Annotated in this window: 11 protein-coding genes; 7 read left to right on the plus strand and 4 right to left on the minus strand. The window is 65.2% G+C overall.

The genetic code is table 11. From position 1 onward, the window contains the following. Positions 1-68: 68 nt before the first annotated feature. The 5 genes from ACQ4WL_RS14800 to ACQ4WL_RS14820 all read left to right on the plus strand — a co-directional run bounded on the left by ACQ4WL_RS14800 (position 69) and on the right by ACQ4WL_RS14820 (position 6,819). Positions 69-548 (plus strand): DUF2165 family protein, encoded by a 480-nt coding sequence (locus ACQ4WL_RS14800; RefSeq protein ID WP_436510441.1) that lies wholly within the window; start codon positions 69-71, stop codon positions 546-548. A gap of 70 nt (positions 549-618) precedes the next feature. Then, the gene (locus ACQ4WL_RS14805) at positions 619-1,719 is read left to right on the plus strand and encodes an efflux RND transporter periplasmic adaptor subunit (RefSeq protein WP_436510442.1); all 1,101 of its coding nucleotides are present in this window, start codon (positions 619-621) and stop codon (positions 1,717-1,719) included. 15 nt (positions 1,720-1,734) lie between these two features. Then, positions 1,735-4,833, plus strand: coding sequence for a MexW/MexI family multidrug efflux RND transporter permease subunit (locus ACQ4WL_RS14810; RefSeq protein ID WP_436510443.1), 3,099 nt, complete (start codon positions 1,735-1,737; stop codon positions 4,831-4,833). Then, the gene (locus ACQ4WL_RS14815) at positions 4,830-6,218 is read left to right on the plus strand and encodes an efflux transporter outer membrane subunit (RefSeq protein ID WP_436510444.1); all 1,389 of its coding nucleotides are present in this window, start codon (positions 4,830-4,832) and stop codon (positions 6,216-6,218) included. Before ACQ4WL_RS14810 ends, ACQ4WL_RS14815 begins: the two co-directional genes overlap by 4 nt. 25 nt (positions 6,219-6,243) lie before the next feature. After that, entirely contained in the window at positions 6,244-6,819 is a 576-nt protein-coding gene (locus ACQ4WL_RS14820; protein WP_436510445.1) for a DUF1349 domain-containing protein, read from the plus strand. Between the two features lies 1 nt (position 6,820). On the opposite strand, the gene ACQ4WL_RS14825 is transcribed toward ACQ4WL_RS14820, so the two are convergent. Together ACQ4WL_RS14825 and ACQ4WL_RS14830 are read right to left on the minus strand one after the other, a co-directional pair. Then, the gene (locus tag ACQ4WL_RS14825) at positions 6,821-7,219 is read right to left on the minus strand and encodes a DUF4440 domain-containing protein (protein ID WP_436510446.1); all 399 of its coding nucleotides are present in this window, start codon (positions 7,217-7,219) and stop codon (positions 6,821-6,823) included. Then, complete coding sequence (locus tag ACQ4WL_RS14830; protein WP_436510447.1) at positions 7,216-8,637, minus strand: MFS transporter; 1,422 nt, start codon at positions 8,635-8,637, stop codon at positions 7,216-7,218. The genes ACQ4WL_RS14825 and ACQ4WL_RS14830 overlap by 4 nt, the downstream gene beginning before the upstream one ends. Before the next feature lie 127 nt (positions 8,638-8,764). Here ACQ4WL_RS14830 and ACQ4WL_RS14835 point away from each other — a divergent pair, with 127 nt between their 5' ends. Both ACQ4WL_RS14835 and ACQ4WL_RS14840 read left to right on the plus strand, forming a co-directional pair. Next, positions 8,765-9,667: a LysR family transcriptional regulator gene (locus ACQ4WL_RS14835; protein ID WP_436510448.1), complete on the plus strand. Its 903-nt coding sequence runs from the start codon at positions 8,765-8,767 to the stop codon at positions 9,665-9,667. Between the two features lie 114 nt (positions 9,668-9,781). Then, a complete protein-coding gene (locus tag ACQ4WL_RS14840; RefSeq protein ID WP_436510449.1) occupies positions 9,782-10,612 on the plus strand; it encodes a hypothetical protein in 831 nt (276 codons plus the stop codon). Positions 10,613-10,646: 34 nt separating this feature from the next. On the opposite strand, the gene ACQ4WL_RS14845 is transcribed toward ACQ4WL_RS14840, so the two are convergent. Both ACQ4WL_RS14845 and ACQ4WL_RS14850 read right to left on the minus strand, forming a co-directional pair. Further along, entirely contained in the window at positions 10,647-11,702 is a 1,056-nt protein-coding gene (locus tag ACQ4WL_RS14845) for a bifunctional nicotinamide-nucleotide adenylyltransferase/Nudix hydroxylase (protein ID WP_436510450.1), read from the minus strand. After that, positions 11,699-13,414 carry an NAD+ synthase gene (locus ACQ4WL_RS14850; protein WP_436510451.1) on the minus strand — a complete coding sequence of 572 codons (1,716 nt, stop codon included), beginning with the start codon at positions 13,412-13,414 and terminating at the stop codon, positions 11,699-11,701. Before ACQ4WL_RS14850 ends, ACQ4WL_RS14845 begins: the two co-directional genes overlap by 4 nt. Positions 13,415-13,423: the final 9 nt, after the last annotated feature.

Consider the following 13,423-nt stretch of genomic DNA (forward strand, 5'->3'; position numbering starts at 1 on the left):
TAGCTCCCCGCTGTCGAGGAGTTTCCACGTCCGCATGCCGGCAAGACACCTTTTGGACTGGATTTCCCATGCAGCTGCAGCACTCCATCTGGCTGTTTCACGCCATCCTCGCTACCGGCCTGGCCATCTGGCTCACCCTGGCCGCCATCAACAACCTGCACGCCTTCCGCGGCTCCGTCTGGGCCATCGGCAACACCATGCGCATGGACCCGCTGCGCCAGGACCCGACCATACAAACGCCGCTGCTGCGCCGCGCTCTCACCTCATTGACCCTGCACCGGCTATCGCTGGGCGTGGTGCTGGCGCTGCAACTGCTGGCTGCCATCGCCGCCTGGACGGGCGTGGCGCTGTTCTTTGGCGCGTCGCTGGCCGATGCGCTGCCTTGGCTGAACCTGGCCTTGTGCGCCATGGCCGCCTTTTTGCTGCTGATGCACCTGGGTGGCCTGTGGTTCGGCTACTGGATCGCGCAGGAAGGCTTGCAGACGACGCATCTGGTGCTGCTGCTGTGGACCATCGGCCTATTTTTTCTCTTTAACTTTCACTTCTAACGCGCAGCGAACCTGATCAGCCTCCGCTGCGCCTCTTCTTCCCTTTTGTACTGCTGTAAAGGACTTCATCATGAATACGAAACTCGTCGGCGCCTCCGCGCTGGCCCTCAGCCTGGCCGTCGCGGGTGCCGCGCTGTACCCCCGCGCAGACTCGCATGCGGCCGATGCCGCCGCCTACCCCGCCACCAAGGTGGCGCTGGTTCCCGTCGTGCTGGGCACGCAGGAGCGTTTTTTTGCCGGCGTGGGCGAACTGGAAGCGGCGCGCCAGGTGCAGGTGGCGGCCGAAACGGGCGGGCGCATTACACAGATCCGCTTCGAGTCGGGACAGAGCGTGGCGGCCGGCGCCATCCTCGTGCAGCTCAATGACGCGCCAGAACAGGCGGCCCTGCTGCGCCAGCGCGCGCAGCTGAAAAACGCGGAAAGCAGCCATGCCCGCACCGCGCAGATGGTCAAGGAAAAGGCCGCCACGCAGGAGCAATTGGATAGCGCATTGGCCGCGCGCGACGCGGCCCTGGGCGACGTGCGCCAGACGGAGGCGCTGATCGCGCAAAAGACCATCCGCGCGCCGTTCGCCGGGCAGCTTGGCATCCGCAAGGTGCACGCGGGCCAGTACCTGAATGCGGCCGACACCGTGGCCAGTTTGATCGACACGAAGTCGCTGATGGTGAACTTCGCCCTCGATGAACAGAGCGGCGCAAAGCTGGCGCCGGGCCAGGCCGTGCAAGTGCTGGTCGACGCCTATCCCGGCGACGTCTTCACGGCAAAAATCAACGCCATCGACCCGCTGATCGCCCGCTCACGCATGGTGCAGGTGCAAGCGACGCTCGCCAATCCCCGCAGTGCCTTGAAGCCGGGCATGTACGCGAATGTGCGCGTGGCGCGTGACGCTGGGCAGCAACTGACGGTGCCGGAAACGGCGGTGACCTACAGCGCGTATGGCGACACGGTGTTTGTCGCGCAGCAGGAAGGCAAGCAGCCGCTCACCGTCAAGCGCGTGAGTGTCAAGCTGGGCGAGCGGGCGGGGGGCAGGGTGGCCATTCTTGACGGCTTGCGCGAAGGCCAGCGCGTGGTCGCTTCGGGTCAGCTGAAACTGGCCGACGGCATGGCCGTGCAAGCCGTGGCCAATACCCTGGACGAGGCGAAACGCGCCGCGCCCAAGGCCGGTTCTTAAGGGAGTGCCGCCGCCATGAAATTTACCGATCTGTTCGTACGCCGCCCCGTGCTGGCGCTGGTGATCAGCACATTGATTCTGATGCTGGGCGTGATCGCCATCAAGCAGCTGCCGATCCGCCAATATCCGATGCTCGAATCGTCCACCATCACGGTGACCACCACGTATCCGGGCGCCTCGGCGGAACTGATGCAGGGCTTTGTCACGCAGCCTATCGCCCAAGCCGTGTCGTCGGTGGAAGGCATCGACTACCTGACCTCGTCGTCCGTGCAGGGTAGCAGCACGGTCACCGTGCGCATGGAATTGAACCGCGATTCCACGCAGGCGCTGACGGAAGTCATGGCCAAGGTCAACCAGGTGCGCTATAAATTGCCGGAAGGCGCCTTTGACCCCGTCATCGAGCGCGCGGCCGGCGATTCCTCGGCCGTCGCCTATGTGGGTTTTGCCAGCGAGAGCGTCTCGGCGCCCGCGCTGACGGACTATCTGGCGCGCGTCGTGCAGCCGATGTTCGCCACCATCGATGGCGTGGCGAAAGTCGACGTATATGGCGGCCAGCAGCTGGCCATGCGTTTGTGGATCGACCCGGCCAAACTGGCGGCCCGCGGCTTGACGGCGGCCGACGTGGCCGATAGCGTGCGGCGCAATAACTACCAGGCGGCGCCCGGCAAGGTGAAGGGACAATTCGTCGTCTCGAACATCAGCATCAACACGGACCTGACCAGCGTGGCGCAATTTCGCGACATGGTGATCGCCAAGGGCGGCGATGCAAAGGATAGCGCCGCCCTCGTGCGCCTGAAGGACGTGGGCACGGTGGAACTGGGCGCGGCCGCCACGGAGACGAGCGGCATCATGGATGGCGTGCCGGCAGTGTATCTGGGCCTGTCGCCCACGCCGGGCGGCAACCCGCTGGTAATCGTCGACGGCATCAAGAAGCTGCTGCCCGAAATCCAGAAAACCCTGCCGCCCGGCGTAAAAGTCGAGCTGGCATTCGAGACGGCGCGCTTCATCCAGTCGTCCATCGACGAGGTGGCGCACACCCTGCTCGAAGCGCTGCTCATTGTCGTCATCGTCATCTACCTGTGCATGGGTTCCTTGCGCTCCGTACTGATTCCCGTCGTGATGATCCCGTTGTCGATGCTGGGCGCGGCGGCGCTGATGCTGGCCTTCGGCTTCAGCATCAATTTATTGACCTTGCTGGCGATGGTGCTGGCCGTGGGCCTGGTGGTCGACGACGCCATCGTGGTGGTGGAAAACGTGCACCGGCATATCGAGGAAGGCAAGACGCCCGTGGCGGCCGCGCTGGTGGGCGCGCGCGAAGTGGCCGGCCCCGTGATCGCCATGACCATCACGCTGGCGGCCGTGTATGCGCCGATTGGCATGATGGGGGGTCTCACCGGCGCGCTGTTCAAGGAATTCGCGCTGACCCTGGCCGGCGCCGTGGTGGTGTCGGGCGTGGTGGCGCTGACCTTGTCGCCCGTGATGAGCTCATTGCTGCTGCAGCCCAAACAATCGGAAGGGCGCATGGCGCGCGCCGCCGAGCATTTCTTCGAAGGCTTGACTTCGCGCTATGCGCGCCTGCTGGACCGCTCGCTGCACCACCGCTGGATGAGTGCCGGTTTCGCCGCACTGGTGATGGTGAGCTTGCCGTTTTTGTACCTGCTGCCGCAGCGCGAACTGGCGCCGGCGGAAGACCAGGCCAGCGTGCTGACGGCGATCAAGGCGCCGCAACACGCCAACCTCGATTACGTGGAACGCTTCTCGTACAAGCTCGATGCCATCTACAAGAATATCCCCGAAACGGCGTCGCGCTGGATCATCAATGGCGGCGAAGGCCCCGCGTCGAGCATCGGCGGCATCAACCTCACGCCGTGGGCCGAGCGCTCACGCAATGCGGCCGTCATCCAGGCCGAATTGCAGCATGCCGTGGGCGACGTGGAAGGCACCAGCATCTTCGCCTTCCAGCTGGCGCCCCTGCCGGGTTCGAGCGGCGGCTTGCCCGTGCAACTGGTATTGCGCAGCGCGCAGGATTACGCCACGCTGTTCCGCACCATGGAAGACGTCAAGCAGCGCGCACGCGATAGCGGCCTGTTCGCCGTCGTCGACAGCGACCTCGATTACAACAACCCCGTGGTAAAAGTGCGCGTCGACCGTTCCAAGGCGAACAGCCTGGGCATCCGCATGCAGGACATCGGTGAATCGCTGGCCGTGCTGGTGGGCGAGAATTACCTGAACCGCTTCGGCATGGATGGCCGCGCGTATGACGTCATCGCGCAAAGCCCGCGCGAGCAGCGATTGACGGCGCAAGCCCTGACGCAGCAGTACGTGCGCGCCGACGATGGCAGCTTGCTGCCCCTGTCCGCCGTCGTGTCGGTGAGCGAACAGATCGAGCCGAACATGCTGACGCAGTTCAACCAGCAAAATGCGGCCACCTTCCAGGGTGTGCCAGCGCCGGGCGTGACCCTGGGCGACGCCGTGGCGTTTCTGGACGGCGTGGCAAAAACCCTGCCACCGGGCTTCAGCTACGACTGGCAATCGGATGCGCGCCAGTTCGCCACGGAAGGCAATGCCCTGCTGCTGGCTTTCCTGGCGGCCGTCGTCGTCATCTACCTGGTGCTGGCGGCCCAGTATGAAAGCCTGACGGACCCTTTGATCATCCTGATCACGGTGCCGCTGTCGATCTGCGGCGCCCTGATTCCGCTGGCGCTCGGCTACGCCACCGTGAACATCTACACGCAGATCGGCCTGGTGACCCTGATCGGCTTGATCAGCAAGCACGGCATCCTGATGGTGGAATTTGCCAATGAATTGCAGGTGCATGAACGGCTCGACCGCCTTAGCGCCATCCGCAAGGCGGCGCAGATCCGCTTGCGCCCCATCCTGATGACGACGGCTGCCATGGTGGTGGGCCTGGTGCCGCTGCTGTTCGCTTCCGGCGCGGGCGCCAACAGCCGCTTCGGCTTGGGCGTGGTGATCGTCTCGGGCATGTTGATCGGCACCTTTTTCACCCTGTTCGTGCTGCCCACCGTGTACACCTTTTTGGCCCGCCGCCACACGGCCGACCATGCCACGCCGCGCGCGCGAGATTTGTCGCAGGCGCTGAAGGAATCCCTATGAAAAATTACCGCTATCTTGTCTCCCTTTTCCCCCTGCTGGCCGGCTGCGCCGTCGGTCCCGCCTACGTCACGCCAGGCACGCCCGCCATCACCCTGGCCAGCCCGCAGCAAGCGCAATTCGCGCCCGGTACGAGCGCCGTCAGCGAGGCCGCCTGGTGGACGTTTTTCGACGATGCGCGCCTGTCGCAGCTGATCGCCAGCGCACTCGAACACAACCTCGATATCGCGCAGGCGCAGGCTAACCTGCTGGCCGCGCGCGCCATCTTCGAGGAGCGCCGCCTCGATGAACTGCCTGCCATCACCAGCCAGGCGGGCTGGCAGCGCCAGGTGCAGCAAAACACGGCCGATAGCCGCGCCGCCAGCGCCAGCACGCGCGTGGGGTTCGATGCGCAATGGGAGATCGACCTGTTCGGCCGCCTCGCCCATATCAGCCGCTCGGCGCAGGCGCGCGCCGACGCGGCGCAGGCGGACTTGCGACAAGCGCAGCTAATGATCGCCGCCGAGGTGGCGCGCAATTACTACGAGGCGCTGGGCTATCAGCACAACCTGGCGCTGACGCAGGCGCAGGTGCAAAGCTGGCGCGATACCGTGGCCCTCATCGATACGCGCATTCGCGCCGGCAGCGGCTTGCCGGAAGAGCGCCACAACGCGCTGGCCAATCTGGCGCGCAGCGAGGCGGCCATTCCTCCCTTGCAGGCAGGCTTGCGCCAGGCGCAGTACCGGCTCGATGTCTTTAGCGGACAAGCGCCGGGCGCCATCGCGCTGGCGACGACGCCGCAGCAACAGGCGCCGCTGGCGGGCCAGCTGCCGCTCGGTGACGTGAACCGCCTGATCAAGCAGCGCCCCGACGTGGTGCGCGCCGAACGCCTGCTGGCTGCCTCCAGCGAAGACGTTGGGGCCGCCACGGCGGACCTGTATCCGCGCCTGAGCCTCGGTGGTTTCCTGGGATTCTTTGCGCTGCGCGGCAGCGGCGTGTTCGACGGCGGCACGCGCGCCTTCGAGGTGGCACCAACCGTCAGCTATCCGGCCTTCCGCCTGGGCAGCGTGCGGGCACGCTTGCGCGGTACGCAAGCCGAAGCGCAAGGCGCCCTGGCGCACTATGAACAAACGATGTTATTGGCGCAGGAAGACGTGGAAAACGCCGTCACGCAACTGGCGGAAAACCAGACGCGATTGGCTTCGCTGCTGCAGTCGGCGCGCCACGGCAATGCGGCCCTCGGCATCGCCAGCACGCGCTATGCGGGCGGCGCCGGCAGCTATCAGGCCGTGCTGGAAAACCAGCGCGCGCTGTACGATATCCGCCGCGAAGCGCTGCTGGCGGAAACGGCATCCTACATCGATGCGATTGCCCTGTACAAGGCGCTGGGATGGGGGCAAACTATGTAGCATTTTTTGCTCACGAGGAGAAGCGATGTTCACGCAAGGCAGCTGGCTGAATCCACCGGAAAACTGGTCCGCCGACGGCGCGCAATTGCGCGTGACGACGGATGCGAATACGGATTTCTGGCGCAAGACCGCGTATGGTTTTATCCGCGACAGCGGCCACTTTTTCGGCACAGAAATCGACGGCGATTTTACGGCGCAGCTGCACGTGGCGGCGCAGTATTCTGCGCTGTACGACCAGGCCGGATTAATGGTGCGCATCGACGAACAAAACTGGATCAAATGCGGCGTCGAATTTTCCGACGGCCAGCTACTGTTGAGCACCGTGCTGACGGTGGACAAATCGGATTGGGCCGTCAGCATCGCTCCCGCCATGCCGGACGGTTTCTGGCTACGCGTGACAGTAGAAAAAGGCGTGATCCGCGTGCAGTATTCCACCGATGGCCAGCGCTGGCCGCTGCTGCGCCTGGCGCCGTTTCCCGAGGCCCGCAGCTACCGCGTAGGCCCCATGTGCTGCACGCCGGAACGGGGTGGCCTGGAAGTGGTGTTTTCCCGGTTTTCCATCGGCCCGGCGCAGCAAAAAGACTTGCATGATTTGAGTTAAATTAAACCACCCACGTTTCGTGCAGATGGCGCCACAGCAAGGCGCCAGTGGGTGTTTTGTCATACACGACGGTCGACAGGCGCTCGGTGCTGTCGCCGCCCGGCAGCGACTGGCATTCGCGGTAGGACACGGTGGCGCCGGGCGCGCTGTCCTGGATTAAGACGAGGTCGGAAAGTCGCATCTGCAAACCCGGACGGCTGCCGCCGGCGGCGCGGAAAAACGTTGTCAAGCCGGCGTGATCGAGCTGCTTGCCGCCGGGTGACACCATCGTGAAAGCGGGTGAAAAACGCGCCAGCAATTCGATGCAATGTGCTGGCGTCGTGGCCTCGCCAGAAAGCCAGTCGCGGATCAGCGCGTGCGTGGATAAAACGTCGTCAAAACAGGGGTTCGTTGCGTTCATTTTTTCGCTACTCCATGGTGATGTAAAAGGTCGAGAACGGCGCGGTTATCGATGCGCGCACACAGCACCAAAGGCAGCACGCACGAGGCGGCGGCCAGCGCAAAACACCAGTGAAAAACCTGCGCTGCGCGCAGGTGCTGGGCGGGGTCGTCGAGCGACGCAATGCCGTGCGCCGCCAGCAAGCCATTCAGCAGTACGCTGAGCAGCGCGACACCCAGGCAAAAGCCCAGCTGGCGGTTGATATTCCATACGGCGCTGGCCTGGCTCAGTTGCCCATCCGGCGTGCGCAAAAACGCCGTGCTTTGCGCCGTGCTGCTGCACAAGCCGCCGCCAAAACCCATCACCGCATATGCGCCGCCCAGCCAGAACAACTGGCCCGCGGAGTCCACCCGCAGCAGCATCAGCATGCCCGCCGCCTGCAGCAGGGCACCAAAGATGAACAGCGGTCGTGGCCCCACGCGGCGATAGCTTTTACCGGTCAGCGAAATGGCGCCAAATGAGGCCAGCGCCCACGGCAGCATCAGCGCGCCCGCCGTCGACGCCGGCATGCCCAGCACGCCCTGCAGGAACAGCGTGGCCAGCAGGCTCACGCCCATGAAGACACCCGGCACCAGCAGATACATCAGCATGGAGACACGCAGCAGCGGTTCGGCGGCCAGGCGCAGGTTGAGCAGCGGCGTGGCTTTGCGCAGCGCGCCGCGCACATAACCCCAGGCGCAGACGGCGCCCAGCGCCAGCACACCAGCGCCGGCGGCCAGCTCGCCCGGCGTGCCCAGCATGGTCAAGCCCAGCAACAGCAAAAGGATGGCTGTGCTGCCCGCCACAAGGCCGCCCGTGTCGAGCCGGGGCACTTGCGCGCGCGGCGGATCGGGACGCAGCCAGCAGGCGGCCAGCAGCAGCGCCAGCGCGGCAAACGGCACGTTCAAATAAAAGATCCAGCGCCACGACAGGCTGTCGACGATGACGCCACCCAGCGCGGGCGACAGGGCCGGTGCCAGCAAGCCCACCAGCATGATGACGGAGGACAGGCCAGGGCGCTCGGCAGGCTGGTATAACTGGTAGGTCATGCTTTGGCCCAGCGGAATGAGCAAGCCGCCGCCCAGACCCTGCACGCAGCGCCAGGCGATCAGCGCCTCGATCGATGGCGCCAGGCCGGCGCCGATGCTGGCGCATAAAAAAGTTAGCAACGATGCAATGAGCACGGTTTTGCTGCCATAATAGGCAGCCAGCCAGGCGCTGGCCGGGATGACGATGGTCAGGCCGAGGATATAGCCGGTGCTGATCCAGGCCAGCTGCGCCACCGAGGCGTGCAAGGCATGGCCGATGTCGGGGTAGGCGACGCTGGTGATGAACATGTTGATCAGGTCGACGAAAAACCCCAGCAGATAGATGGCCGCGACCTTTTTGCGATAGTCCATGGTGCTCCGAATGGCAAACGGCCAGCTTAAGCGCCCATCGCCATTTGTGTAACGGGCCAGCCCCGATTACACTGTCAAAGCTATTTTGACAAACCCCTGAAAACCGCATGTTTACTCACGATTCATCATGATCAGTCTCGACCGCCTGTGTATTTTCATCGCCATCGTCGACGCCGGTTCACTGACGGCTGCCGCCGCCGTGCTGGGCCAGAGCAAGGCCGTCGTCAGTTTTAATTTGAAACAGCTGGAGGCGCAGCTGGGCGTGTCGCTGCTCACGCGCAGCACGCGCAGCCTGGCGCTGACCGACGTGGGGCGGCGTTTTTACGAAGATTGCCAGCGCGTGCTCAGCGAAGCGCACGGCGCCATCGAGACGGCGCGCCAGGGCCACCAGGGCTTGCGCGGCACGCTGCGCCTGACCACCACGGTCGAATACGGCAGCCGCACGGTGATCCCCGCGCTGATCGCCTTTGCCGCCGCCCATCCGCAGCTGCAAATCCAGCATTCGTCGTCGTCCTCGCATGAAGACCTGATTTCGGGCGGCTATGACCTGGCCATCCGCATGGGTTCACTCAACGATTCAAGCTACCGCGCCGCGCTGATCGAGCCGTATGCGATCTGGCCCGTCGCCTCGCCCGCCTATCTGGCCAGCCTGCCAGGCAGGGACATCGCCAGCTTGCCCGACTTGCAGCGCGCGCGCTGGCTGGCGCACAGCCGGCTCAGCACGCCCCTGCGCTGGGAGGTGCAGACACCCACAGGCCCCGCCGCCTTCACCGTGCAGGACGACGCCGCCATCCATTCCGACTCCGCCTCGGCCCTGCTGGGCTTTGCCCTGGGCGGCTGCGGCGTGGCCCTGCTGCCGCAGTGGCAAGTAGAAGGGGAAGTGCGCGCGGGACGCCTGCGCCGCCTGCTGCCCGACGTCATCTTCCCGCAGCAGGGCGTGTATGCCGTGTATCCGAACACCCAGCATATTGCGGAAAAGGTGCGCGCCTTTATCGACTTTTTGCGCGCTTTCGTGGGCACGCCCGCCTGAGGTTTCACTTCGTCAATATTTGAGAGGACAATCGTTTCCAGTGGGCAAACGGGCGCCCCTTTCGGTTTTCACGGCCTACACTGGAAGGACGTTGTTCACCGATTGGAGATCATCATGGCACATACACTGGCAGCAGTTTTCGCCCTGCGCGACATGGCCGAGCGCGCCCGGCACGACCTGATCACGGCTGGCCTTCCCGGCGCCAGCATTCGCCTGCACGATGCGGGCAGTGACGAATTTTCCGCCACGGAAAACATCCGCCGCGACGATAGCGACAGCCTGCTCGACAACATCAAGCATTTCTTTTCGGACCTGTTCGGCGGCCACGCCGACCGCCACATCTATGCGGAAGCCGTGCGGCGCGGGCATGTCGTGCTGACACTGGAAGGGGCCAGCGACGCCGATATCCAGCGCGCCACCGACATCGTCGAGCGCTACGCGCCGCTTGACATCGATGCGCACGCCGACCACTGGCGCGCGGGCGGCTGGCAAGGCATGCCGCCAAACGACAGCGCGATGCGCCAGGGCGCCAGCATGCAGTCAAGCGCGCCATCGCAGGAGGGCACGCCCAGCGGCAACCTGAACGCGGCGGCAGCAGCGTCGCAGCAATTTGCGGGCGGCATGGCATCGCCGCCGTCCAATGCGGGCGCCAACGTGCGCCGCTATCCGAGCGCCGACAACCTGCCCGGCACCAGCTACGACGACGAGCAGTATTACCGCAACCACTGGAGCAGCCAGTATGCGTCCAGCGGCGGGCGCTTCGACGACTACGATCCCGCCTACCGCTATGGCCATTCAATGGCGGGCAGCAACAGCTACCGGGGGCAAAGCTGGGAAGAGGTCGAGCTTGAACTGCGCAGCAACTGGGAACACACATATCCGCAGTCGGCGTGGGACGACTTCAAGGCGGCCGTCAGGCATGGCTGGGAACGCGTGACGTCCTGAGCGCCACCGGGCGCTGCGGGCTTCCCCCAGTCCTTCAGCGCCCTTCGTGCGTGAGCTGCAGGAAGTGGTTCAGGATATGAAAGTGGTCTTCGAAGAATTGCTCTTCCATGGCCGGCAGCGATGCCACGGGTACCCACTCAGCCAGCGCAGCATCGTCGGCTGCCGTCACGGCCGGCAGCTGGCGCGTCTTCAAGTCGAAATAATGCGCATGCGTGATAGTGCGCCCACGCTGGCTGCGGTCCGGGTGGTCGAACACGGCCACGCCGACCAGCGCCTCGACGAGGGTGGGCGCCAGCACGCCCAGCTGGGTTTCTTCTGCCAGTTCGCGCAGGGCACCCTGCAGCAGGCGTTCGCGCGGTTCCAGGAAGCCGCCGGGCAAGGCCCAGAGGCCCTTGCCCGGATAGCCGCCACGGCGCACGAGCAAGACGTGGCCGCCCGTCTGCACCAGTGCATCCACGGTGGTGAATATGGGCGCATACGGCGCCGTGCGCCAGCGCGCCTTGTAGGCCTCGATGGCACGGTATTCCTGCACCAGCGGCGCGTACCACGGCAATAGAGTCCACGCCTTCAGATACTGGCCGATGGCCGCCGGCAGCAGCTGCGCCACGGCGCTCAGCGACACATCCACGTCTTCCGCTTCGAACAGCACGTTGCGAATCGCCGTCGCGCCGATGGGCGCACCGGGATCGATCTCCAGATTGAGCAGCTGCCAGTGCGGGAAGTGGTGCAGATAATAACTGGTGGCGTCCTTGAAGCAAGCGACCAGGGTCACGCGCTGCGCCGCAGGCACGGCGCCCGCCACGGCGCGCCGCACGGCGTCGGCCCACAGGCCATCGTCGTAGTAATCGCGCACGGCCACGTAATGCACGCGCGCGCGCTGCGCCTCGGGCAGGGTGGCGGCGATCATGGCGGCCCGCTCCTGCCACGTAAACGGGTTCTTCGGGCTGCGCGCATGGAAGGCGGAACCGAGCACCACCACCACCTGGGCGGCGGTGGCCAGCGCCGTTTGCAGCAAGCCGGCATGGCCATTGTGAAAAGGCTGGAAGCGACCGATCAGGATGGCCACGTCGGCGGAATAGGCAAGGGTCATGCGTCGTCTCCGGTGGGGTAGTGGGCGGCGATCGGCAATTGGCGCCCGCTGCCAAAGGCGCGCGAACGTACGCGGATGATGGGCGCCGCCTGGCGCCGCTTGTATTCGTTGCGGGCGACCAGGCCGAGGATGCGCGTCACCAGCGCCCGCCCCGCGTCCGTCTCGCGCAGCTGGTCGACCAGGGTCAGCGCTTGCGCGCTTTCCTGCGCCGGCAAGCGACGTCCCTCGATATGCCACTTTAAAATTTCATCAAGCACGGGATATGGCGGCAGGCTGTCCGTGTCGCGCTGGCCCGGCGCCAGTTCCGCCGACGGGGGTTTGTCCAGCACGGCGACAGGAATCAGTGCGCGCCCGGCGCTGGCGTTGAGGTGGCGCGACAGGGCGAACACTTCGGTTTTATACAGGTCGCCGATCAAGCCCAGTCCCCCGTTCGTGTCGCCGTACAGGGTGCAGTAGCCGACCGAGATTTCACTCTTGTTGCCGGTGGTGAGCAGCAGGGCGCCGAAGGCATTCGAGTATTCCATCAATATGGTGCCACGCACTCTGGCCTGCAGGTTTTCCAGCGGCAACCCCTGCAGCTTGCCGTCGAAGGCTGCCACGTAGCCAGCCTCGTACTGCGCCACGATGTCGCGTATCGGATGCGTGGTCAGCGCGATGCCAAGATTGGCGCACAGGGCGACGGAATCGGTGACGGAGCCGGCACTGGAAAAGACGGACGGCATGGTGATGGCCGCCACGTTGTCCGCGCCCAGCGCTTCGACGGCCAAGGCCAGGGTCAGCGCCGAATCGATGCCGCCCGAGCAGCCGACCACCACTTTTTGAAAGCGGCAGCGGCGCGCATAGTCGCGCAAACCCAGCACGATCTGGCGCCGCGCAAATTCCACGGCAGCGATGCCTTCCGGGTCGGGCACGGGAAAAGGCTGGCCATCGGGCTGCGCGAAACGGCCATCGGCAAAACGCAGCAATTGAAAATCCTCGACGAAGCGGGCCGCCTCGAACTGCACGCCCAGGCTGGGCGAGATGGCGAACGAGGCGCCGTCGAACACGAGTTGATCCTGGCCGCCCACCTGGTTGACGAACAGCAGGGGCAAGTTGACGCGTGCGCAGGCGGCGCCAAACACGGCGTGGCGCTGCGCGCGCTTGCCGATGTCGGACGGGCTGGCGTTGATGCTGACGACCAGGTCGGGCCGCGCCGCGTGCAGGGCCTCGAAGGGGTTGACGGCGTAGGCGCGGCCGTCGTCGTTCCAGCCATCCTCGCAAATCATGAAGCCGACTTTAGAGCCTGCGATATCGAGGGTGCAGGCGCCAGGCGGGCCTGCTTCGAAATGGCGGCCCTCGTCGAAGATGCCATAGGTGGGCAGCAGCTGCTTGTAGTATTCGGCCACGATGCGCCCGTCGCGCATCGCCAGCAAGGCGTTATACAAAGGCTTGCCGACGCCGGAGTTCGGCCGCGCCGTGCCGATGACGGTGACGAGTTCCGGCCAGCGGGTGGACGCTTGCAGCAGGGTATCGAGCGCCTGCTGCATGTCGCGCAGAAAAGCGGCATCCTCGAACAGGTCGCCCGGGTAATACGCGCACAGCGACAGTTCGGGGCACACCAGCAAGTCGGCGCCATCGCTGCTGGCGCGGCCCATGCGCGCGACGATGGCGGCGACATTGGCGTCGAAGTCGCCCACGGTGGGATTCATCTGGGCGAGGGCGATGGTCAGCATGGCAATCCT

It is taken from the genome of Janthinobacterium kochi, from assembly GCF_051380715.1.
Taxonomy (GTDB): Bacteria; Pseudomonadota; Gammaproteobacteria; order Burkholderiales; family Burkholderiaceae_D; genus Janthinobacterium.

Excerpts from the sequence above, each read along its gene's own strand:
- ACQ4WL_RS14800 (WP_436510441.1), top strand. The coding sequence starts at position 69 with ATGCAGCTGCAGCACTCCATCTGGCTGTTTCACGCCATCCTCGCTACC.
- ACQ4WL_RS14805 (WP_436510442.1), top strand. The coding sequence starts at position 619 with ATGAATACGAAACTCGTCGGCGCCTCCGCGCTGGCCCTCAGCCTGGCC.
- ACQ4WL_RS14810 (WP_436510443.1), top strand. The coding sequence starts at position 1,735 with ATGAAATTTACCGATCTGTTCGTACGCCGCCCCGTGCTGGCGCTGGTG.
- ACQ4WL_RS14815 (WP_436510444.1), top strand. The coding sequence starts at position 4,830 with ATGAAAAATTACCGCTATCTTGTCTCCCTTTTCCCCCTGCTGGCCGGC.
- ACQ4WL_RS14820 (WP_436510445.1), top strand. The coding sequence starts at position 6,244 with ATGTTCACGCAAGGCAGCTGGCTGAATCCACCGGAAAACTGGTCCGCC.
- ACQ4WL_RS14825 (WP_436510446.1), bottom strand. The coding sequence starts at position 7,219 with ATGAACGCAACGAACCCCTGTTTTGACGACGTTTTATCCACGCACGCG.
- ACQ4WL_RS14830 (WP_436510447.1), bottom strand. The coding sequence starts at position 8,637 with ATGGACTATCGCAAAAAGGTCGCGGCCATCTATCTGCTGGGGTTTTTC.
- ACQ4WL_RS14835 (WP_436510448.1), top strand. The coding sequence starts at position 8,765 with ATGATCAGTCTCGACCGCCTGTGTATTTTCATCGCCATCGTCGACGCC.
- ACQ4WL_RS14840 (WP_436510449.1), top strand. The coding sequence starts at position 9,782 with ATGGCACATACACTGGCAGCAGTTTTCGCCCTGCGCGACATGGCCGAG.
- ACQ4WL_RS14845 (WP_436510450.1), bottom strand. The coding sequence starts at position 11,702 with ATGACCCTTGCCTATTCCGCCGACGTGGCCATCCTGATCGGTCGCTTC.
- ACQ4WL_RS14850 (WP_436510451.1), bottom strand. The coding sequence starts at position 13,414 with ATGCTGACCATCGCCCTCGCCCAGATGAATCCCACCGTGGGCGACTTC.